Source organism: Peribacillus asahii, from assembly GCF_004006295.1.
GTDB classification, from domain to species: Bacteria; Bacillota; Bacilli; order Bacillales; family DSM-1321; genus Peribacillus; species Peribacillus asahii_A.
The window spans coordinates 923,159-943,462 of record NZ_CP026095.1 but is presented as its reverse complement, the minus strand read 5'-3'; the positions used below and the strand labels follow the sequence as shown (position 1 = coordinate 943,462).

At 37.3% G+C, this 20,304-nt stretch carries 25 protein-coding genes; 9 read left to right on the top strand and 16 right to left on the bottom strand.

Going from position 1 to position 20,304, the window contains the following annotated elements:
• Positions 1–171 precede the first annotated feature (171 nt).
• Both hemH and hemE read right to left on the bottom strand, forming a co-directional pair.
• Positions 172–1,101, bottom strand: a complete 930-nt coding sequence (hemH, locus tag BAOM_RS04755; RefSeq protein ID WP_127759272.1) for a ferrochelatase — start codon at positions 1,099–1,101, stop codon at positions 172–174.
• 37 nt (positions 1,102–1,138) lie between these two features.
• The gene (hemE, locus tag BAOM_RS04750; protein ID WP_127759271.1) at positions 1,139–2,182 is read right to left on the bottom strand and encodes a uroporphyrinogen decarboxylase; all 1,044 of its coding nucleotides are present in this window, start codon (positions 2,180–2,182) and stop codon (positions 1,139–1,141) included.
• A gap of 215 nt (positions 2,183–2,397) precedes the next feature.
• Between hemE and BAOM_RS04745 the strand changes: the two genes are divergently transcribed.
• Positions 2,398–2,907: an antibiotic biosynthesis monooxygenase family protein gene (locus BAOM_RS04745; RefSeq protein WP_127759270.1), complete on the top strand. Its 510-nt coding sequence runs from the start codon at positions 2,398–2,400 to the stop codon at positions 2,905–2,907.
• Between the two features lie 97 nt (positions 2,908–3,004).
• Here the strand turns inward: BAOM_RS04745 and BAOM_RS04740 are convergent, their stop codons facing one another.
• From BAOM_RS04740 to BAOM_RS04720, 5 genes are all read right to left on the bottom strand, one after another.
• Entirely contained in the window at positions 3,005–3,466 is a 462-nt protein-coding gene (locus tag BAOM_RS04740; protein WP_127759269.1) for a PaaI family thioesterase, read from the bottom strand.
• 157 nt (positions 3,467–3,623) lie between these two features.
• On the bottom strand, positions 3,624–4,328 hold the full coding sequence (locus BAOM_RS04735) for an EcsC family protein (protein ID WP_127759268.1): 705 nt from the start codon (positions 4,326–4,328) through the stop codon (positions 3,624–3,626).
• Between the two features lie 223 nt (positions 4,329–4,551).
• Positions 4,552–5,757, bottom strand: a complete 1,206-nt coding sequence (locus BAOM_RS04730) for an MFS transporter (RefSeq protein ID WP_127759267.1) — start codon at positions 5,755–5,757, stop codon at positions 4,552–4,554.
• Positions 5,758–5,883: 126 nt separating this feature from the next.
• The gene (locus tag BAOM_RS04725; protein ID WP_127759266.1) at positions 5,884–7,092 is read right to left on the bottom strand and encodes an ABC transporter permease; all 1,209 of its coding nucleotides are present in this window, start codon (positions 7,090–7,092) and stop codon (positions 5,884–5,886) included.
• Positions 7,085–7,828 carry an ABC transporter ATP-binding protein gene (locus BAOM_RS04720; protein ID WP_127759265.1) on the bottom strand — a complete coding sequence of 248 codons (744 nt, stop codon included), beginning with the start codon at positions 7,826–7,828 and terminating at the stop codon, positions 7,085–7,087. Before BAOM_RS04720 ends, BAOM_RS04725 begins: the two co-directional genes overlap by 8 nt.
• 713 nt (positions 7,829–8,541) lie before the next feature.
• Between BAOM_RS04720 and BAOM_RS04715 the strand changes: the two genes are divergently transcribed.
• The 3 genes from BAOM_RS04715 (at position 8,542) to BAOM_RS04705 (ending at position 11,006) form a co-directional block, all read left to right on the top strand.
• Positions 8,542–8,964 carry an HIT family protein gene (locus BAOM_RS04715; RefSeq protein WP_127759264.1) on the top strand — a complete coding sequence of 141 codons (423 nt, stop codon included), beginning with the start codon at positions 8,542–8,544 and terminating at the stop codon, positions 8,962–8,964.
• 293 nt (positions 8,965–9,257) lie between these two features.
• A complete protein-coding gene (gene serC / locus BAOM_RS04710) occupies positions 9,258–10,343 on the top strand; it encodes a 3-phosphoserine/phosphohydroxythreonine transaminase (RefSeq protein WP_127759263.1) in 1,086 nt (361 codons plus the stop codon).
• A gap of 138 nt (positions 10,344–10,481) precedes the next feature.
• Complete coding sequence (locus BAOM_RS04705; RefSeq protein ID WP_127759262.1) at positions 10,482–11,006, top strand: tryptophan transporter; 525 nt, start codon at positions 10,482–10,484, stop codon at positions 11,004–11,006.
• A gap of 82 nt (positions 11,007–11,088) precedes the next feature.
• Here BAOM_RS04705 and BAOM_RS04700 read toward each other — a convergent pair whose 3' ends face one another.
• The gene (locus tag BAOM_RS04700) at positions 11,089–11,268 is read right to left on the bottom strand and encodes a membrane protein YhzF (protein WP_127759261.1); all 180 of its coding nucleotides are present in this window, start codon (positions 11,266–11,268) and stop codon (positions 11,089–11,091) included.
• Between the two features lie 327 nt (positions 11,269–11,595).
• Between BAOM_RS04700 and BAOM_RS04695 the strand changes: the two genes are divergently transcribed.
• Together BAOM_RS04695 and BAOM_RS04690 are read left to right on the top strand one after the other, a co-directional pair.
• Positions 11,596–11,964 carry a YtxH domain-containing protein gene (locus BAOM_RS04695; RefSeq protein ID WP_127759260.1) on the top strand — a complete coding sequence of 123 codons (369 nt, stop codon included), beginning with the start codon at positions 11,596–11,598 and terminating at the stop codon, positions 11,962–11,964.
• Between the two features lie 190 nt (positions 11,965–12,154).
• Entirely contained in the window at positions 12,155–12,736 is a 582-nt protein-coding gene (locus BAOM_RS04690) for an HTH-type transcriptional regulator Hpr (RefSeq protein ID WP_127759259.1), read from the top strand.
• Here BAOM_RS04690 and BAOM_RS04685 read toward each other — a convergent pair.
• On the bottom strand, positions 12,730–13,062 hold the full coding sequence (locus BAOM_RS04685) for a DUF1878 family protein (protein WP_119117099.1): 333 nt from the start codon (positions 13,060–13,062) through the stop codon (positions 12,730–12,732). The genes BAOM_RS04690 and BAOM_RS04685 overlap by 7 nt on opposite strands.
• Before the next feature lie 361 nt (positions 13,063–13,423).
• Here BAOM_RS04685 and BAOM_RS04680 point away from each other — a divergent pair, with 361 nt between their 5' ends.
• On the top strand, positions 13,424–13,606 hold the full coding sequence (locus tag BAOM_RS04680; protein WP_119117098.1) for a hypothetical protein: 183 nt from the start codon (positions 13,424–13,426) through the stop codon (positions 13,604–13,606).
• Positions 13,607–13,649: 43 nt separating this feature from the next.
• Here BAOM_RS04680 and BAOM_RS04675 read toward each other — a convergent pair whose 3' ends face one another.
• Both BAOM_RS04675 and BAOM_RS04670 read right to left on the bottom strand, forming a co-directional pair.
• The gene (locus BAOM_RS04675; protein ID WP_127759258.1) at positions 13,650–13,742 is read right to left on the bottom strand and encodes a YjcZ family sporulation protein; all 93 of its coding nucleotides are present in this window, start codon (positions 13,740–13,742) and stop codon (positions 13,650–13,652) included.
• A 171-nt stretch (positions 13,743–13,913) separates the two neighbouring features.
• Positions 13,914–14,000 (bottom strand): YjcZ family sporulation protein, encoded by an 87-nt coding sequence (locus BAOM_RS04670; protein WP_127762448.1) that lies wholly within the window; start codon positions 13,998–14,000, stop codon positions 13,914–13,916.
• Between the two features lie 195 nt (positions 14,001–14,195).
• Between BAOM_RS04670 and BAOM_RS04665 the strand changes: the two genes are divergently transcribed.
• The gene (locus BAOM_RS04665) at positions 14,196–15,053 is read left to right on the top strand and encodes a peptidylprolyl isomerase (protein ID WP_127759257.1); all 858 of its coding nucleotides are present in this window, start codon (positions 14,196–14,198) and stop codon (positions 15,051–15,053) included.
• A 60-nt stretch (positions 15,054–15,113) separates the two neighbouring features.
• On the opposite strand, the gene BAOM_RS04660 is transcribed toward BAOM_RS04665, so the two are convergent.
• The 5 genes from BAOM_RS04660 to BAOM_RS04640 form a co-directional block, all read right to left on the bottom strand.
• Positions 15,114–15,296: a sporulation YhaL family protein gene (locus BAOM_RS04660; protein ID WP_127759256.1), complete on the bottom strand. Its 183-nt coding sequence runs from the start codon at positions 15,294–15,296 to the stop codon at positions 15,114–15,116.
• A 95-nt stretch (positions 15,297–15,391) separates the two neighbouring features.
• Positions 15,392–16,330, bottom strand: coding sequence for a 3'-5' exoribonuclease YhaM (gene yhaM / locus BAOM_RS04655; protein ID WP_127759255.1), 939 nt, complete (start codon positions 16,328–16,330; stop codon positions 15,392–15,394).
• A 125-nt stretch (positions 16,331–16,455) separates the two neighbouring features.
• The gene (gene cysK, locus BAOM_RS04650) at positions 16,456–17,376 is read right to left on the bottom strand and encodes a cysteine synthase A (RefSeq protein WP_127759254.1); all 921 of its coding nucleotides are present in this window, start codon (positions 17,374–17,376) and stop codon (positions 16,456–16,458) included.
• A 446-nt stretch (positions 17,377–17,822) separates the two neighbouring features.
• Entirely contained in the window at positions 17,823–19,067 is a 1,245-nt protein-coding gene (locus tag BAOM_RS04645; RefSeq protein WP_127759253.1) for an ABC transporter permease, read from the bottom strand.
• Complete coding sequence (locus tag BAOM_RS04640) at positions 19,060–19,959, bottom strand: ABC transporter ATP-binding protein (protein WP_127762447.1); 900 nt, start codon at positions 19,957–19,959, stop codon at positions 19,060–19,062. Before BAOM_RS04640 ends, BAOM_RS04645 begins: the two co-directional genes overlap by 8 nt.
• Before the next feature lie 153 nt (positions 19,960–20,112).
• On the opposite strand from BAOM_RS04640, the gene BAOM_RS04635 reads away from it, so the two are divergent.
• Positions 20,113–20,301, top strand: a complete 189-nt coding sequence (locus BAOM_RS04635) for a YhzD family protein (protein ID WP_127759252.1) — start codon at positions 20,113–20,115, stop codon at positions 20,299–20,301.
• Positions 20,302–20,304: the final 3 nt, after the last annotated feature.

Here is a 20,304-nt window from a genome sequence, read left to right as displayed (position 1 = left end):
CTCACACGCCTTTCAGCATAGCTGAATTAAATGAGCCAAAAACCATTTGCAATCTTCTCTAACATTCCCACCTTACGAAAAGCAAAAAGCGCTAGAATTAGACAACAAAAAATCTATCAAAAACTAAAAAAGAATGACCATCCCACAACATATTGGACAGTCATTCCTTTTTTATCCTTGTAATTTATTTAACACAATTGTTGCTAAAGCATCAATGAACGCTGGCTGCACATCCGGCATAGCAGGTCTATAATAGCTCGCCCCAATTTCATCCGTTACGACTTTACATTCATAATCATTATCATAGAGAACTTCTAAATGCGTCGATACAAATCCAACTGGGATATAGATAAACGCTTTATATCCTTTTTCCTCATATAAATCTCTCGTTAAATCTTGAACATCCGGGCCAAGCCAAGGTTCCGGTGTTTGTCCAGCGCTTTGCCAGCCAACTGCATAATTTGAAACGCCTGCACCATCAGCAATCAGTTGAGCAGTTTCTTCTAGCTGCTTCGGATACGGATCGCCCAATTGTACAATCTTTTCTGGTAAGCTATGAGCCGAAACAATTAATGCATAATTGTCTCGTTCTTCTGCTGTCATGCAATCAATGACATCGTTTAACTCATTCACCCAAAATTGAATAAATTTCGGCTCGTCATACCAGCTTTCAACAGAAGTAATTTTTAGACCGTACTTTGCTGCCTCATCTTGAGCACGTCCATTATAAGATTTTACACTAAACGTTGAAAAATGCGGTGCTAATACAATGCTTACGGCTTCTGTAATTCCATCATCAGCCATTTGTTTCACCGCGTCTTCAACAAACGGCTCGATATGCTTGAGTCCTAAATACGCTTTAAATTCAATCTCATCTTGAATCTCATTTAAGCGTTTTTCAAGCCCTTCTGCCTGCCCTTCTGTAATACGTGCGAGCGGAGACAAACCGCCAATCGCTTTATATCTTCCTTTTAAATCTTCTAGTAATTCATCCGATGGTCTTCTGCCATGTCTAATATGTGTATAATATCTTTCAATATCCTCTTCTTTATTCGGTGTTCCATAGGCCATAACTAAAAGCCCTATTTTCTTCCTTGCCACACATGTCACCTCTTTAGATTCATCTACATTCCATTATTTATTTTTGACTAGCAGAATATTCATGGATAAAATTCGTTAATCGTTTTAAAACATCCGGATTCACAGAAGGGAACACACCGTGTCCAAGATTAAAGATGTATCCGTCTTGTGCCATACCTTCATCAAGGATTGCTTTTGCCCGCTCCTCAATGACTTCCCAAGGAGCTAGTAGAATAGCTGGGTCTAGGTTTCCTTGTACGGTTTTGTGTATCCCGATGTTTCTTGCTTGCGAGATTGGTAAACGCCAATCTAAGCCAACTACATCAAGAGGTAAATCGTTCCACTCTAGTGCTAGATGACTCGCACCGACTCCAAACATAATTAACGGGACATTTTCTTCTCGTAAAGAGGAGAAAATTCGCTCCATCACAGGTTTAATAAATACGCGGTAATCCGCTACATTTAATGCCCCTACCCAAGAGTCAAAAATTTGCACAGCTTTTGCGCCTGCTTGAATTTGAGCCTTCACATATACGATAATCGTATCAGCTAATTTATCCATCAATGCGAACCAAGCTTTAGGTTCTGCATACATAAACGCTTTTGTTTTATTGTAGTTTTTCGATGGGCCGCCTTCAATCATGTAAGAAGCAATCGTAAAAGGAGCACCCGAGAAACCGATTAACGGAACGGATAACTGCTCCGTTGTTAATAGTTTAATCGTATCTAAAACGTAAGGAACATCTTGCTCAGGATGCAATTCGCCTAATCTTTCTACATCTTGCAGTGAACGAATCGGATTTTCAATGACAGGGCCGATTCCCGCTTTTATATCTACATCTACACCGATTGCTGGAAGCGGTGTCATAATATCTTTATAAAGAATCGCCGCATCTACACCATACTGTTCAACTGGTAATCTAGTTACATAAGCTGCTAGTTCCGGCTGATGCGTAATTTCAAATAGAGAGTATTTCTCTTTTATTTTTCGATATTCAGGCTGAGAACGACCTGCTTGACGCATATACCAAACCGGTACATGATCTGTCTTTTCCCCGCGTGCCGCTCTTAAAAATGTATCATTCGTAATTTCCTTAGACATTCAAATCCACCTTTCAAGCATGTCAAAGTATTTATATTTTTTATAGTTACCTACAATAGAATATCAGATGAAAAGAGAATTTCAAATCGTAACACATTGAGGCTCGCCATTTCATAAAGATAAATATAGACAACTTGTGAACATCCCGAAGCGCTTTTATTAATATGGAATTTATTGATAATATATAGGAAAGAATAATGACTTGAGGTGAATGTATGAATATATATATGACAACTGGAACGTATGATTTTTTAAAGATTAAAAAGAACAAACATCCAAATGAAAAAATCTTTTTAATGCAAAATCCTCAAAACACTTTGCTATTGCATGAAACATCCGGCAAAACGGTCTTTGCCTCACCGCGCCGTTTTGAAATCGTGGAAGGAAAAGGGGAATTACAGGACCGAGGTTTTGTTGTCATGAATAATATTCCTGTTACCGAAGAAGGGCGGCCGAACTTAGAATATCAGTTTAAAAACCGAGCAGGCTTAATTGAGAAAGAACCAGGCTTTATCGCTATGCGAGTTTTACGTCCTATTAAATCAGATACGTATGTCATTTTAACAGTATGGGAAAAGGAAAGCGATTTCGATAAGTGGACACGTTCTCAGTCCTTTAAAGAAGCACATAATATAGAAAAACCAAAACCAACTTCTACTGGGCACCTCTTTTCTGGCGCACCGTACATTACAAAGTATTCTATGGTTTCGAAAGACAAAGAGTAAAGTGAAACTTTCATCTAAATAAAGGTATTTACAGGTTGGACACAACTAACCTGTAAATACCTTATTTTTTAAATAGAGCAAAAAATAATATCGTATTCTACACTTGAACTTGTTCATCAAGTTCAATGAAATAGTGATCCTTACGATAGGACACTGCCTCCATGGTTGCTATCAGATTTTGTTCATGTAAGATGTCAATTCGGTAGAACCCTGTACGATAGTTTCGTTTTACTTCTGTTGCACGGGCAACTATCTGATTTCCAGGTTTAGCTGATTCAATAAATTGAATAGTTGTCGAGAGTCCTAAGGATGTCTTTCCATATGCATTACAGGCTACCGAAAAAGCGTGATCTGCTAAAGCATAAATAACTGCCCCATGAACAGTTCCATATGCATTTACCATATGGCTTTGCACTTCTAACATTGCTTCTGCAAAACCAGCCTCAAATTTTGTTAACTCAATTCCTAATGACTGCGCATACGGATCGTTTTTTACTTGCTTCAAAATTTGTTCATGATGTTTTTCATAAATTAGTTCCTCATCAATTTTCTTTTTCAATCTAGAAACCTCCCTACTTATTTCGCCGAACCTATTTTAACTATTTTTACAAATTATATAAAAATATGTAAAATATTCAGCTCATAGGACATTTTTTTACATAGTTAAAGAGGATAGACGCCCTCATTCGACATCGTATCCTCTTCTAATTATCGGTTTACCTTTCTTGAGCAATCAATCGAATACGATAACAATTCATCGCCGTTTCCCCTAATTGGTCAATGAGTTGACGATTCGCATATGCTCCTACCACCGCTCCAATTCCTGGAATGAGCTGAAACATCTTCACTAAATCAATATGATCCCGATATTCCTGCTGCAGCACTTGCCAATCAATATCTGTTGCTTCGCCCCATCGCTCAATAACCTGCAGCGTTTCGACTCTTTTTTCATCGCTGCAAAAAGCAAGCTGAAATACATATAAAATAAATAATCGTTCTTCATATTGTTTCGCATCAAAACCATATAAACGAGCGATTTCAAATAATAATTTCATTTTAATACTGAGCAGCAAAGGAAAATCGGCTAAGCCTAGGAACAAACCGCCAGCTCCCGTTCCAGCCCCCTCTACTACCGCCGTTTTCCGGTACGTCGAAATCGTCTCCTTCACCCATTCTTCTTTTTGTTGAAGAGACAACAGGTCTACCTGTTTCTCTTTTGAAATATAAGAAGAGCCTGATAGCACCCCTTCAACAAGTCCTTTGATACTTTCCGTTATAGCTCGATGTACTTTTTCGGGGATATATTGATTAATTTTTCCTTGTGTTTTTTTCGAAATACGTTCAAATGTACTCGGCTTATGAAACATTTTCTTTTTCCAAGCGATTACTTCTTGCCAGACTTCTTGCTCATAGCGTTCCATTATTACTCCCTCCATTCATTCCCGCTTTAAATTTGCAGAGTTAAAAAAAAGCCCTCGCCTGGCAGCGAAGGCATAAAGAACCTTATTTCCTAAATCTATATCTCTTATGGATAAATTATGTGTTTCCCTTATTAACATCCTAACATATCAGCCTATATAACTCTTCTCCAAAAGGCTTAATACTTTACTCTTTAAAGCTAATTTGCAAGCAAACTCAACGAGATTATGCCCCTTCTCTTTGTGAGTCAACTATTCTTTCATTTTTACGTTTGCGACTAGACAGTTGTTTGTACACAGGAATGGTTATGACGACTATGATGCCACAAATGATATAAAGCATCGAATAGCCAAGATAGGATGAAATAATCCCTAGCACGAATGCACCTGCAGCCATCCCAGAATCAAACAATGTGAAGAAAGTCGATGTAGCATGACTGCTTCGATGTTTCTCAGCAGATTGGATCGCCAGCGTTTGAAAACAAGGTACGATTGATCCATAGCCCATCCCTATCAGCGCTCCAGCTATAAGCAACATTGTTACTGAATGCATACTACTTAATACGAATAAGCCGATTGCAAAGAAAATGAAGGAAGGGTAGATCACATAGTTCGGTCCTCGTCGATCATAGAGTCGACCGGTAAACGGACGAACAAGAATCATTGCTGAAGCAAAGACAACAAAGAATAAACTTACATATTCAAATACACCCTCACCTTCTGCGTAAACAGAAATAAAAGATATAATACTTGAATAAGAAAAGGCCGTTAAACACCCAACAATGGCAATCGGAATAGCCCGTACTTCAAATAAATCATGAATAGATAAAGGTTTGCGTTCTAAAATGATTGGTCGATTTTCTGAAATTTTTATACTAAACGAACCTAGAAAGCCAATTACTATAGCAACAGCCAGGCCTAAAAATAACGATTGATATGGAAAAAATTGAACGGCCGTTAAGGCAATAAATGGACCTACTACGATAGCTAGGTTCATAGACATAGCAAAATAACCAAGACCTTCCCCTTTTCGTTTATCTGGCACAATATCATTAGCAATGGCAATTAGTACAGTCGTTACAATACTAAACCATATTCCATGAAAAAAGCGTAAGGCCAACAATAAATACAGGTCATCCACCCATAAATATAAAAAAGTAGAAAGACCAAAAAACAATTCAGCAACAATTAGTGTTTTCCGCTTCCCTAGTACATCAATAATCTTTCCAGAGAATGGACGAACAAGAATTGCTGATAGCATAAATATAGTCATCATAAGACCAGCCTGTACCTCTGACCCTTTTAACTCCCTTATTACATAAACAGGTAAAATAGTTATAAGAGAATAATAAACAATAAAAAGAAAAAAATTGTTAATTAGGGCCACAAAGAAAGGCATCGTCCAGATTTTTGATGCGTTTGTATAATTCATAAAAATTCCCCTTTTTGTCTATAAGGCTATTATAGACCTAATTCATTCATTTCCACAGTATATATAGTAATAACTATAATTAAAAGAGCCACCCAAAAGTAAACTTTTGGGTGACCTCTCGTGCTCTTAAAACGTTCTTATTTTTTTCACCGCATAGCTTTTAAAGCCAACAATGAACAGAATACCGACTATTAGCGCAAGTCCCGCACTCATCCATTCACCTTTACAAAGCAACACAACAACAAATACCACAGCTTCTAGTGATAAAAAGTAAGAAATCCATCGAATAACCGCTGCCTCACGCATGTTAGCTGGTAACGGATACAACGAAACCCAAATTTTCCATTCATGTATTTTCCATACTGGTAACAATTGAATCGCTGTTATAAATAAGAATAAAGCAACGACAAATAAATAGGCCCATTGATTGGACAGTACAACTAAAATAACTGAACCGATTAAGGTTAAACGAACTAACAAACCTGCATAATCATTCGCCCGTAAAAATGTACGTCCATATAAGTACATATATGTTGAGGATTGTTTATATGGAATAAAGGATAAAAGAAAGTCCAACCACTTTCTTCTCGCCACTTTGCTTCCTAAGCTTGGTACATCGGTAAACAAATTGGCCAGCCTGTAAAAAGCTTGAAGCCGTTTGCTTTCAAGTGCCACTAACCGCTCCCATTGCAAAGCTTTTTGACGAGTAGCTCCGCGATAATAAGCAAACAAGCCAAGCAAAATACATAGGATAAGGACTGACACCCAAATGGACGCTTTATCCAATACAACATACAGCAATACTACATTAATGACAAAACGAAGCAATAAATCGATACGACTTGTGGAAACCTCTTGATACTTCAACACATACCACTGAATATTCAAGTTGATTATTTTTACAAGCAATAGCACAATCAGCACGGTCACAAAGTCGTTCATACCTGAGCCTGTCACTTTCGCATACATTGGCATTAAAGCCGCTAATACAAGCAGCAACATATAGCTTTGCAAAAACCAGCTTAATAAAATAGAACGTGTAAAATAAGGCTTTAACTGCGTTTCAACAGGTAAAATAAACACGGTATCTGCTTCTCTTAAAAACGTATGAATCGGACTTCGTGTCACAAGAAGCGCCAAAATAACAGCCATAATCGGCACAGCAGGAAAATCACTATGTAACGTTTTCACCCAGTTGCTATAATAATACGCTGCTCCCCCAAAGGCTATCACCATTACGAATACTAGATGACCATTGAAAATATAACGCAAATACTTTTGCATTTCTTTGCTGTAGCTGACAAATCGCTCTTTCCAAAACTGCCCGCTATTCATGACGATGATCTTCTTTCGTCAATTGAATATAAATATCATCAAGCGTTGCTCCCGGCATCGCAAATTGAGTACGAAGCTGTTCCAAATTCCCTTTCGCTCGAATTTCACCATTATGTAGAATAACAAAGGAATCACAATAGCGCTCCGCTGTTGCTAAAATATGAGTAGACATTAAAATTCCTGCCCCACTCTCTTTCATTTTCGTCATTAAATCAAGCAAAGATTGAATCCCTAATGGATCCAGCCCTAAAAACGGCTCATCAACAATATAAAGCGAGGGCTGAACTAAAAAGGCACACATAATCATCACCTTTTGTTTCATCCCTTTGGAAAAATGAGCAGGAAACCATTTCATCCGCTTTTCCATCCGAAATTCCTTCAACAATACACCGATTCGCTTTTCATAGACCGTTTCCTCAATTCCATGAGCCATTGCCGTTAAACGTAAATGCTCCTCAAGTGTTAATTCATCATAAAGAATCGGCGTTTCCGGAATATACGTAAATTTCTTACGATAGCCATCGGGATCTTCTGAGAAAGTTTTCCCGGCAATCGAAATGCTGCCGCCCTTTGGCTCCATTAAACCGATAATATGTTTAATCGTCGTACTTTTCCCAGCTCCATTCAATCCAATTAAACCGACTAATTCATTCGGCTGAATCGTAAAGCTGATGCCTTTTAATACAGGCGTCTTTGTATACCCCCCGACAAGGTCTTTAATATCTAATAAGGACATAAATAACGATCCCTTCTTTATAAGCTTTGTGACGCTGTTCATGAACAAAGCCTTAAATAAAATATGTTTATAGTGTAGCAAATTTCTGTTTGATTATATAGTGACGCCCTCTTTTACTCCCTAAATAAGCAAGTCCGAAAATCATTTCATCAAAAAAAATAAAAAGGATGTATATAACTCGCAATTACTGGCCATGATAAATAAGGAAGAAGGGGTTCTTCATTACAAGTGATTCACATCATATTGTAAAATGAGGTGTCAGTTAAAGAAACTATAACTGCTTTCTAAAAGAAACTTCCTTACAAATGAATCATATCATGTTGTAAATGAGGTGTCAGTTGCAGACTACTAACTGAAAGACCCAGAGAAATTTGCTTACGAAGTCATTTCATTAGGAGATGGTTCGCTTGCACGTAGAAGAGATTCAATTCAACAGTTATCAAATATACTTTAGTCGTTCATAAAACGATGAAAATATAGGAGATGGTTGCCTTGAATACAAAATCTTTTATCCAATAACCGTAATTTACAAAAACGTAAATGAGGTGTTGATCAAAGGTTATTCTCGTTGATACGCCAAGAAAAGCATACCCCTTTTTCAAACGACAGGGTGCAACGTAAAGTTGCATCCTGTTTTTCATTTCACTTTTCTAAGGCAGTCATCTTGTGGTACGATTAACAATAATTTCATAAATTAGAAAGGAAGTTAAACGATGAGCGATTGTATTTTTTGCAAAATCATTAAGGGAGATATTCCAAGTACAAAAGTATTTGAAAATGAGCAGGTCGTAGCGTTTCTCGATATTAGCCAAGTAACGAAAGGCCATACACTCGTTATTCCAAAAGTACATAAAGAAAATGTGTTTGAATTAACGCCGGAAATTGCAAAAGAAATATTCGCCGTTGTCCCTGAAATTTCTCGTGCCATTAAACAAGAATTCAATCCAATCGGCTTAAATCTAGTTAATAATAATGGAGAAGCGGCTGGACAATCTGTTTTCCACTACCATATGCACATCATCCCTCGCTATGGTGAAGGTGATGGCTTCGGAGCAGTTTGGAAAACGCATGACAGCGAATACACACCAGAAGATTTACAAAACATTGCAAACGCCATTGCACAGCATATTCAATAATGTATATCTGATTCTTCACATATGTGGAGAATCTTTTTCTTGATACGAAAAGTATAGGTGAATCGCTGTCGGAAAGCATTCCCTGCCTTCCGAAGCGATTAGCTAAAATAAATCTGATGAAGCTAAATATCAAAAAATGTCGAAAAATTCCGTCTTTATTTGTCTAAAAAAGTGAAATTTTCTTAAAATACAAAATAAAAAATCGAATTTCCTCTCCAATTAAATTTATTTTTCTGTTAGGATATAATAGACTTAGTACAGTAACTACATTTATTTTTTAGGAGGAAGAAAAAGTGAAACGTGCACGGAATTTTAACGCTGGGCCAGCAGCCCTTCCAGAAGAAGTATTAAAACGAGCTCAAAATGAATGGTTAAATATAGAGGACTCAGGTATGTCTGTTATGGAGCTTAGCCACCGCAGTGCTCAATTTGAAAAAATTCATAACCATGCAATCGCAACACTTAAAGAATTAATGTCGATTCCAGAAAATTATGAAGTGCTTCTACTTCAAGGCGGTGCGAGCCTGCAATTCTCAATGGTTCCAATGAACTTATTGAAAGAAGGTAAACGCGCAGATTATGTTTTAACTGGAGCTTGGTCAGATAAAGCATTAAAAGAAGCGAAAAAAGTTGGCGAAACAGCTGTTGTTGCTTCTTCAAAAGAGGAAAAATATTCATTCATCCCTTCATTAGAAGACATTAAAGTAAATGAAGATGCTGCTTATCTACATATTACAAGCAATAACACAATTTACGGAACACAATGGAAACAGTTCCCTGAAACAGGAAATGTTCCATTAATCGCTGATATGTCAAGCGACATCCTAAGTGAAAAAGTGGACGTAAGTAAATTCGGCATCATCTATGCAGGTGCACAGAAAAACCTTGGACCATCTGGTGTAACGGTTGTGATTATCCGCAAAGATTTAATCGAAGATAACGACCAATTACCAACGGTGTTAAATTACGCAACTCATGCAAAAAATAATTCTTTATACAACACACCGCCAACATTAGCGATTTATTTATTATCTCTAGTATTAGACTGGGCAAAAGAACAAGGCGGCGTGGAAAAAATAGCAGAAATCAATCACCAAAAATCAAAAATCATTTATGATGCGATTGATGAAAGCAATGGTTTCTATAAAGGACATGCACGTCCAGACAGCCGTTCACACATGAATGTAACATTTAACCTACAAACAGAAGAAGCAGAAAAACAATTTTTAGCTGAAGCAAAAGCTGCCGGCTTTGTTGGTCTTAACGGTCACCGTTCTATCGGTGGTTGCCGTGCATCTATTTATAATGCGGTACCAACAGCTCACTGCCAAGAGCTTGCTGACTTCATGAAAGAGTTCCAAAAAAACTACCAAAAATAAGCTTCTATACTAATTAGAAACCACTTCTAAAAAAACGAAGCGCATGATATACTGATGTATACTTTTCGCGGCAGGCAACGAGTGCACTGCCGGAAAAGTATACATTTTTTAGTTGAGAAGAGAAGAGGAGAGATTCATATGAACACAAAAACACTTGTATCAATTGCCATGTTACTCGGAATTGGAACGGCACTACATTTTATCATTCCAGGATATTTATTAATGAAGCCGGATATGATGCTATTGATGATGTTTTTAGCGATTGCTTTATTTCCTGAGAAGAAAAATGTATTCGTCATTGCTCTAGGTTGCGGATTACTTTCAGCTATAACAACATCCTTCCCTGGAGGTTATATTCCAAACATCATTGATAAATTTGTTACTGCGTTCTTGTTTTATTTCTTAATCGTTACTTTTAAAAAGCTTTCAACAAACGTTGCTGGTTTAGTTGGCTTAACAGTCATTGGAACGCTTATTTCTGGAGTCGTTTTTCTTGGATCTGCCTACCTAATCGTTGGCTTACCAAAAAGCTTCGTTCTTTTAGTCGGAGGCGTGGTTGTACCAGCTATGGCAGCAAATGCAATCGTTATGGCGATTATTTATCCAATTATTGCGAAAATCTTGAAAAAGACGTCCATTCCTTCTGCTTCTGTAGAAGCCTAACATCAGCATACAGTAAAAAAGCGCCGGTTTTTCTCCGGTGCTTTTTTACTAAATTATTATATTCATCAACTATATGACATCCCTAACGAATAAAGAGCATCACAAACCAAATAAAAAAACAACATCCACTAGCCATTCCCCATTTTCTTGCACGTGATTGCACGACCCTTTTAGGCGGATAAATCCCCGATTTGCGTAAAAGAGCTGCATAGTACCCCGTCACACATAAACAGACGACCCATATCATTAATAGCATGTTCATCTATGCCCCACCAGATTAGCTGAATTTTTATCCCACACTGACGCAAGTTTCACTGTACTATGTATATGTGTTTTCTGCTTATAATATGTCCATTCCCATATCTTGTTATCGTCAAATATCTTATCAAAAAATTGTTACATCCCCTTAATTATTTTATCAATATAAAGATAAAATAACAGATACTCTTCCCCATTAAAGCAAATTATGATATTTTGTAATCATTAGTCTTATTATATAACCTATATTCTTTTTCCAATTAAACTTTGATATTTGGAAGGGATTTGGCTATTTCAGAGCGAAATAAATAAAACATGAGGTGATAATACAATGAAGATTAAATCATTGCTTATTGGATTTGTAACAGGAGCAGTCGTAGCAGGAGCTGCAACCCTCCTCTCTGCCCCCAATTCTGGTAAAGACTTACGAATTCGCTTACAAACTAGTAAACAAAATCTAAGTGCATCGATTGAGGAAGTATTAACCAAAATTCAAGACATAAAAAGTGAAGCAATAGAAGCCGCTCAAACAAGCAAAGATTCATTAAAATTGTTCGTTTCTGACGTCCAATTGCTCATAGAGGATTGGAAACGAGATATTGAACCGAATAAAACCGAATTATTTAAAAATATCGAAGAAATCGAGCAATCTTTAAAAGAATTGGAAGAAATCATTCCTGCACGTTCGAACAAAGAGTAAGCGTTAAGAAGCCCAGTTGTTTATTCTTTTTACAAAAATTTTATAATCCCTATATAAAATTGGAAATTTTCTATTTTATCAGGATTATCGGAATAAAATTTCTAAAAATTTCGCAAACTTTTACTTTATTAATTTTTATTTTATTGTCATAATAAATGTACACACTCTGATAAGTAGGTGATCTTAAATCATGCAAGATAAAAATTATTCTATGAAAGAAGCAATGATTTTTAGTCAAAGAGTTGCTCAGCTAAGTAAAGCATTGTGGAAAGCTGTTGAGAAGGATTGGCAGCAATGGATTAAACCACATGATTTAAACATTAATGAACATCATATTCTTTGGATTTCGTATCACTTAAATGGCTCCTCTATTTCCGATGTTGCGAAGTTCGGAGTCATGCATGTATCTACAGCATTTAACTTTTCAAAAAAGTTAGAAGAGCGCGGACTGCTAAGATTCTCCAAAAAGGAAAATGACAAGCGAAATACGTACATCGAAATTACACCCGAGGGGGAAAAGGTGTTACTAGATTTAATGGAAACCTATGACCCTGGCAAAAATTCGGCTTTTTCAGGTGCACTTCCCCTTCGTGAACTTTACGGAAAATTCCCTGATTTAATTGAAATGATGGCCATTATTCGCAATATTTACGGAGAAGACTTTATGCAAATCTTCGAGCGTTCATTTGCAAATATCGATCAGGAATTTACAGATGTAGATGGAAAAATTACTAAGAAGGAAAATGAACAGGAAATTGAGTCTGTTCAATAATAAAACTTAGACATTTCTTGCATGAATGATTTATGTAAACCTTGAGCAAGAAAAGCTTCAATAACTTCTTTTACAGTAAGCTTAGGTGTTAAATGCTTCTGTAAGTCATTAAAAAGCGGTTGAAAGTTCATGTACCCCTCCGCTTTTTCTGTTACAAACTTTTTGCTCAACGATTCACAAAGTTCTAATAATTGTTGAGCCTCCTCTTTTGTCATGTTTTTTTCAACAATTAATAAATCCAGCTTCGCCTTCGGATTTTGAATAATCTTTAGCAATAATTGTTGATGATAACGCAGTGTTTCAATTTCTTTCTCTAAATGTCGCATACCTTCTAATCCCCCGTCAGTCTAAATGAATCTACTGTCTATTTTACATTATGACCTCAAGTTTGACCTTTTATATAGCTATCTTTTCATTATACATGTCTTTTTCTCTCCAGGTCGAATACTAATTTAATAGGAATGAATTAATCTAAATTGATTTCCCATCTAGTTGACGGAACGATGTCTGGCTTCCTTTTAGCTATGCTGAAAGGGAGTCAAACATCAACAGAGTATTGAAATAAACATTGTTATGTCTCGTTAACAAGTTGAACACACATAAACAAGCAACATTTTTCAGTATCTTTTTTCGTCATTATTTGGTATCGTTATAATACATGAATGTTTTGCAAGGAGGGATTCAGGCTTGGTCTCATTTTGGTTTATCTTGTTTTCGCTCATTATTTTATACAATATTAATAGAATGACAGATTCTTTATGTGTACAAAAGGAGATTCCTGAAGACCGACAACCTAAGGTATTCAGAACGATTAATATTTTAATTACCATTATGCTCCTATCTTCTTATGTAGAAATACTGTATACATAGCCAAATAAAAAGGGTGAAGCATTATGCTTCACCTTTTATTTTGTTAGAACCATGAAGCCCCGATAATAATTAACAAAATGAACAGAACGACAATTAAAGCAAAACCGCCGCCGAATCCAAAACCACCACCAGACATGGAATCTCCTCCTTTCAAATAACCATTCAAGCTATAGGCACACTCGTATTTAACACGTTCAACTTCATTTAATGATCTCACTTGTACATAGCGTCCAACAATAATTGAGCGGCTACTTTATCCTATTCACCATTCCAATAAAGGGACTGGGCACTTTATTTATTACGAGAATCAACAGAAGAATGCTGCCCCTACAATAATTAACAAGATGAAAAGGACTACTAACAAAGCGAAACCGCCACCGCATGTATGACCCATTTTCTGTACCTCCCCTTTGCTGTCTTCGTTCTATACTATGTTTGGGTTCTAAAATGGGGTAGACCATTACCTATTTTTTATGAAATAACTTCTAATTTTTGTACGATTTTTTTTTGAAAAAATTCATTATATGTTATAGTAATATTTATGGATTTACTCACACAAACCAGAATTTTAAACTAGGAGTGTTTTCTCATGAAGAAATGGGTATTAACTGCTGCTGTTACAGCTGGATTAATGGGGCTAACAGCTTGTAGCGGTGGAGATTCGGAAACAGTCGTTGAAACAAAAGCAGGCGATATTACAAAAGAAGAATTTTACACAGCTATGAAGGATAAGTACGGCGAACAAGTTATTCAACAACTAGTTTATGAAAAAGTATTGTCTGATAAGTATGAAGTAACGGATAAAGAAATTAACGCAAAATTGGACGAGCTCAAAGAACAAATGGGTGATAATTTCCAAATGGCATTAGCATCTTCTGGATATAGCTCAGAAGAAGATTTAAAACGCGACTTAAAAATAGGGCTCCTTCAAGAAAAAGCGGCAACTGCAGATATTAAGGTAACCGAAAAAGAACTAAAAGAAGCTTACAAAAATGTTAAGCCAGAAGTAAAAGCGAGACATATTCTTGTTGAAGACGAAAAAACAGCTAAAAAAGTCAAAGCTAAACTTGATAAAGGGGAAGACTTTGCAAAATTAGCAAAAGAGTACTCTAAAGATACTGGCTCTGCTGCAAATGGAGGCGACCTTGGCTGGTTTGGAGCAGGGAAAATGGTACCTGAATTCGAAGAAGCAACATATGCTTTAAAGAAAAATGAAATCAGTGAACCTGTTAAATCTGAACATGGCTACCACATCATTCAATTGTTGGATAAAAAGAAAAAAGAATCATACGAGAAAATGAAAGACAAACTGGAATACGATTTAAAAGTATCCAAAATCGATCAAGCGAAAGCACAAAGCATTTTAGATAAAGCGGTTAAAGATGCTAAGGTAGAGATCAAAGATAAAGACTTGTCATCTGCCATTCCTACAGGTGAAGAGAAATAATTACTTCCATGCTGCCCCTATCTATAGCATATAAAAAAGCGACCGTAATGGTCGCTTTTTTTATATGCCATGTTCCGCTTCACTCTTCCGCTTTTCCTGTTCGAGCTTCATCCGTTCTATATACTTTTGTCCTTCCTCCTCAATCCAGGCGTTTTCCGTCATTCGTTCTTGTCTAGCTGCTCGAATCGCCATAATGGCACTAACTACTATTCCAATAAAAACGAACCAAATCCAAATAGGCATGTCCCTTCCTCCTTCCTAAAATTTCAATCGTATTAGACAATATGCAAGTAAACAAAAAATATGCTTCCTCTTCATGAGAAGAGAAAGCATATTTTTTAAAAGTTTGGTTTATAAAATGAACGATTATCTAGTGCAAATACTCTTTCCGTAAATTCACCTGGTCTAACTTTTTCTAACGCACGATCCATCATATTAATTTTAGCATCCAAATTATCGATATAGTGCAGCACTTCTGCTTCACGAACTAATGGCGGCTTCGGACTCCCCCACTCTGCTTTACCATGATGACTTAGTACAAGGTGCTGCAAAATCATAATTTCTTCTGCCTTAATCTCTAATTCCTCTGCTGCTTTACCAATTTCATTTACCATAATGGTAATATGTCCAAGCAAGTTACCTTCTACCGTATACACCGTTGACACGGGACCTGATAGCTCGAAAACTTTTCCAAGGTCATGAAGAATAATCCCCGCATACAATAAGTCTTTATCGAGCGATGGATATAGCGCTGCAATTCCTTTGGCCAAATCCAGCATAGACACAACATGATACGCAAGGCCTGACATGAATTCATGATGGTTTTTTGTCGCTGCAGGAAAAACTAAGAAATCCTCTTGATACTTCTTAAGAAGATGACGTGTTACTCTTTGAATATTAGGATTTCTCATTTCAAAAATATATTGTGTAACTTTCTCCAGCATCTCTTCTTGGCTTAATGGAGCTGTTTGAATTAGATCACTTCTCTTCACACCATCATTATCTGTTGTTAAGCGAATCTGACGAATTTTTAACTGACTGCGTCCGCGAAAGTTTTGAACCTCGCCTTGTACCTTGACCGTCGCTTCAGCCGCATACGCTTTCTCATCGTTGTCTGAAACATCCCATAACTTTGCTTCAATTTCACCTGTTTTATCTGCTAATATTAATGTTAAAAACGGTTTACCGTTACTTGCGACTGCCTTCGTGCTTGTTTTTATATACATATATGTATCTACAGTCTCGCCAAACCCATAATGAACAATTCCTTTTTTCATTCGCGATTGCCTCCGTTCAAGGAAATATCAACATTATACCATAGCCAACACGTCCACGCCGTATTGTTGATAAAGAAAACCCGAATTCCTTAGCATATGCGTGAAATTCGGGTTAAGTGATGTAATTAAAAAATATTCATACTTAAGTAGCGTTCACCATTATCCGGGGCAATACAAAGGACGCGTTTGCCTGCTCCTAAACGGCGTGCTTCTTGAAGCGCAGTCCATACAGCCGCTCCAGCCGATGGTCCTACTAGAATCCCTTCCTTAGCAGCTAAAGCTTTCATCGTATTAATAGCATCATCATCAGCTACTTGAACGATTTCATCCAATATCTCCATATTTAAGATGCTTGGAATAAAGCCAGGGCTCGTTCCAACAAGCTTGTGAGGCCCTGGTTGTCCACCTGATAATACAGGTGAACCTTTAGGCTCTACAACCACGACCTTTACATTAGGAAGCTCAGCTTTTAACGCTTCACCCGTTCCTGTAACCGTGCCCCCCGTACCAGCTGTCGCCACAAACACATCTAAATTGCGGTCCATTTGTTCCAATATTTCTACTGCTGTCGTTACACGGTGAATATCCGGATTGGCATGGTTTTCAAACTGCTGCGGCATGAAGCTTCCCGGAATTTCTTCAAGTAAACTCTGTGCTTTACGAATCGCACCTGGCATTTTCTCATCAGCAGGTGTTAGCACCACTTCTGCGCCATATGCTTTTAAAATATTAATACGTTCTTTTGACATATTATCTGGCATAACCATAATAGCGCGATATCCTTTTGCTGCTGCATTCATCGCTAGACCAATGCCTGTATTCCCGCTCGTTGGCTCGATAATCGTCGCCCCCGGCTTTAATACTCCATCTTCTTCCGCCTGCTTAATTAAATTGTATGCAGCACGGTCCTTTACACTGCGGCTCGGATTGAAATATTCCAATTTCACATACACTTCCGCGTCTCCTTCTGCTGTTAAACGATTTAACTTAACAACAGGAGTATTACCAATTAACTCTGTAACATTATTAACAATTCGTACAGTCACGTCTTGATGCCCCTTCCATCTTACCTATTAACGATATATCACTAAGTTATCCACTCTTTATCCCACACTTAACGGGCAGTAGGCCCCTCACCTCAAGCGCATGAGGAACCAAAGAAGATAGGTGGGGGACAACTGCCCTCATCTAGCTGCGGCTCCTAGCCCCTCGAGGTCATAAGCTGTAATGCTCTGTGGCAAACTGCGCCACGCCGCATTTCATCTTATGCTTGTCGGGGCTGAACAGTCGCCTCGCTTTTGTAGTAAAGGTCCGATTGGTGAGATACAGTGAAACTTACCTTTGTGGTTTTCAAAGGTATAGTTGAATCAATCAGGTTCGTACGGTCACTTGATTGCAGCGAAGCGGAAATCTTAGTGACCGTAGAACGTGACTAACCATCAGTGAGGGATAAAAGCCCCCCACTGATGGAAGTTTCACTTTATTATACCACTTAATCTTTTTTTGTTAATTGCAGCGCTTTTCTTATATTTTTTAACGATTTAGCACTACCATACATTAAAACGCCGCCTTTATATACTCGTGCACCGAATACAGCTAAAATGATGATACTCGCAACCAGCAGGCCGATACTTAAACTAATCTCCCAAAATGGGACATCCAGCATCCCTACCCGAAGGAACATAATCATTGGTGCAAAGAAAGGAATAAAAGAGGTCACGGTAATATAGGTAGCCGATGGATTATTTAACCCAAACATCGCTAGCATAAAAGCAGCAACCACAAGCATGATCATCGGTGTAATCATTTGCTGAACATCCTCAATTCGGCTGACAATTGAACCTAAACAAGCAGCTAATGTGGCATACAAGAAGTAACCAAGTAACGTAAAAATAATCGCATACATAATCGTCGACATACTCGTACTTCCAAAACCCATAAACGAAAAAATACCTTCATTCATATCGGATAAATTTCTTTTAATACTCCAATATCCGACCCCAAAGAAAAGAAGCATTTGCGTTAAACTTAGCAACGCAATTCCCAGGATTTTAGCAAACATTTGTTGAACTGGTGATACGCTAGAAATTAAAATTTCCATTACGCGTGATGTTTTCTCAGTTGCCACTTCCATCGCAATCATGTTCGAATACATAATCACAGCCATATAAATGATAAATAAAATAATATAGACAAGCCCTCTGGCTTGATTCAATTCTTCTTCTGTCTTAGCATTTTCTTCAAAAGCAACCGTATCTAATACAACTGGAGAATGTAACGCCGCGATTTGCTTATCCGTTAATTGCAGTTCATTGGCAATTATTTTTGTTTTTAGTTGTGACAGCACAACAGCAAGCTCCGAGCTAACCGTTGTATCAGCTAACGTATTGGCCTTATACGTCCCTTTTATTATCTCTTGTTCATCGCTTTTAATCATTAAATAAGCAGTTAATTCTTCTGAATCGATAAGTTTCTCTGCTTCTTCTTCCGTTTTAAGTTCGATTAACTCTACATCCTCATCAATGGCCTTCATTCCAAGTTGTACATCACCAAACATGGTTCCCGTTTGATCGATGACCCCAATCTTCTCTTCTGAATCATCAAATAAAGCAATAATTTTTGTAATATTGCTCAAACCGATTACAAGAAGAAGCATAATGGCTGTTGTAATGAGAAATGACTTCGTTTTTAGCTTCATCAAGTATGTATGAAACAGGACAATCCAGAACTTATTCATAAGCAGCCCCTACCTTTTCAATAAAGATATCGTTTAATGATGGCTCCTGTAATTCAAACTTCCGAACAAACCCTCGCGGTACAAGTGCTTGCAGCATTTTCTCCGCAACCGTCTCATCTACTACTTGTAATACTTTCCCTTCCATTGTCGTTTTAACTTTCGTTACACCAGAAAATGTTTCAAGAAAATCTAAATTAAAGTCGGCATGTACAACGACATTTTTCTTTCCAAAAGAGCGCTTGATTTCTTTTAAATGACCGGCAACTACAGGAGAACCTTTTTGTAAAATGCATAGATTTTCACATAATTCCTCGACATGCTCCATCCGATGACTGGAAAATACAATCGTCGTTCCTTGATTTCGCAAGTCAATGACTGCTTCCTTCAACATTTCCACGTTCACCGGATCTAACCCGCTAAACGGTTCATCTAAGATAAGTAACTTCGGCTTATGCAGCACCGAAGAGATTAATTGAATTTTTTGTTGATTTCCCTTTGACAGTTCCTCAACACGCTTATTCTTATATTCAGGCACTTTAAAACGTTCAAGCCAAACATCCATTTCTTTATTGGCATCCGCCTTACTCATTCCTCTTAATCTCGCAAAATACAATAGCTGCTCACTTACCTTTAGTTTTGGATATAACCCCCGCTCTTCCGGTAAATAACCAATTAACGAACTCATCGATTGATCAATCCGCTTACCTTCCCATGTAATTTCCCCTTTTGTAGGCTGAAGCAATCCAATAATCATTCGAAACGTTGTCGTTTTTCCCGCTCCATTTGCCCCTAACAGACCAAACATTTCTTGCTCGGGTATCGTAAAATCTAATTCATTCACAGCCGTATAATCTCCAAAGCGTTTCGTTACATTATGAACATGTAAGACCATATAAGTTTCCACGCCTCCTATCACCTTGATAGTTTAATAGTATCGAAAGACATCCCCCTTTACAATATAATTGGCAAAACATACAAAAAATGATAAAATATTTTACAATAGTTATATTTTATGTAAATTTATGATAAAAGAGAGGCGTTTCATATGAGTAAAACTTATAAATTAACAGTGTTTGAACCTTCCGGAGAAAAACTATTAGACGAAGCGTTTACAGCAGAACATGATAAGCAAGCGAAAGAAATTGGCGAAAGACTATTAAAAGAAAAAAACTACTCTCAATTTACTCATCGTTGTACATCATCAGCAGGGAAATTAGTTTTATTTCATATCTAAGGA

Excerpts from the sequence above, each read along its gene's own strand:
- hemE (WP_127759271.1), bottom strand. The coding sequence starts at position 2,182 with ATGTCTAAGGAAATTACGAATGATACATTTTTAAGAGCGGCACGCGGG.
- BAOM_RS04745 (WP_127759270.1), top strand. The coding sequence starts at position 2,398 with ATGAATATATATATGACAACTGGAACGTATGATTTTTTAAAGATTAAA.
- BAOM_RS04735 (WP_127759268.1), bottom strand. The coding sequence starts at position 4,328 with ATGGAACGCTATGAGCAAGAAGTCTGGCAAGAAGTAATCGCTTGGAAA.
- BAOM_RS04730 (WP_127759267.1), bottom strand. The coding sequence starts at position 5,757 with ATGAATTATACAAACGCATCAAAAATCTGGACGATGCCTTTCTTTGTG.
- BAOM_RS04725 (WP_127759266.1), bottom strand. The coding sequence starts at position 7,092 with ATGAATAGCGGGCAGTTTTGGAAAGAGCGATTTGTCAGCTACAGCAAA.
- BAOM_RS04720 (WP_127759265.1), bottom strand. The coding sequence starts at position 7,828 with ATGTCCTTATTAGATATTAAAGACCTTGTCGGGGGGTATACAAAGACG.
- BAOM_RS04715 (WP_127759264.1), top strand. The coding sequence starts at position 8,542 with ATGAGCGATTGTATTTTTTGCAAAATCATTAAGGGAGATATTCCAAGT.
- BAOM_RS04705 (WP_127759262.1), top strand. The coding sequence starts at position 10,482 with ATGAACACAAAAACACTTGTATCAATTGCCATGTTACTCGGAATTGGA.
- BAOM_RS04700 (WP_127759261.1), bottom strand. The coding sequence starts at position 11,268 with ATGAACATGCTATTAATGATATGGGTCGTCTGTTTATGTGTGACGGGG.
- BAOM_RS04695 (WP_127759260.1), top strand. The coding sequence starts at position 11,596 with ATGAAGATTAAATCATTGCTTATTGGATTTGTAACAGGAGCAGTCGTA.
- BAOM_RS04690 (WP_127759259.1), top strand. The coding sequence starts at position 12,155 with ATGCAAGATAAAAATTATTCTATGAAAGAAGCAATGATTTTTAGTCAA.
- BAOM_RS04685 (WP_119117099.1), bottom strand. The coding sequence starts at position 13,062 with ATGCGACATTTAGAGAAAGAAATTGAAACACTGCGTTATCATCAACAA.
- BAOM_RS04675 (WP_127759258.1), bottom strand. The coding sequence starts at position 13,742 with ATGTCTGGTGGTGGTTTTGGATTCGGCGGCGGTTTTGCTTTAATTGTC.
- BAOM_RS04670 (WP_127762448.1), bottom strand. The coding sequence starts at position 14,000 with ATGGGTCATACATGCGGTGGCGGTTTCGCTTTGTTAGTAGTCCTTTTC.
- BAOM_RS04665 (WP_127759257.1), top strand. The coding sequence starts at position 14,196 with ATGAAGAAATGGGTATTAACTGCTGCTGTTACAGCTGGATTAATGGGG.
- BAOM_RS04660 (WP_127759256.1), bottom strand. The coding sequence starts at position 15,296 with ATGCCTATTTGGATTTGGTTCGTTTTTATTGGAATAGTAGTTAGTGCC.
- yhaM (WP_127759255.1), bottom strand. The coding sequence starts at position 16,330 with ATGAAAAAAGGAATTGTTCATTATGGGTTTGGCGAGACTGTAGATACA.
- BAOM_RS04645 (WP_127759253.1), bottom strand. The coding sequence starts at position 19,067 with ATGAATAAGTTCTGGATTGTCCTGTTTCATACATACTTGATGAAGCTA.
- BAOM_RS04640 (WP_127762447.1), bottom strand. The coding sequence starts at position 19,959 with ATGGTCTTACATGTTCATAATGTAACGAAACGCTTTGGAGATTATACG.
- BAOM_RS04635 (WP_127759252.1), top strand. The coding sequence starts at position 20,113 with ATGAGTAAAACTTATAAATTAACAGTGTTTGAACCTTCCGGAGAAAAA.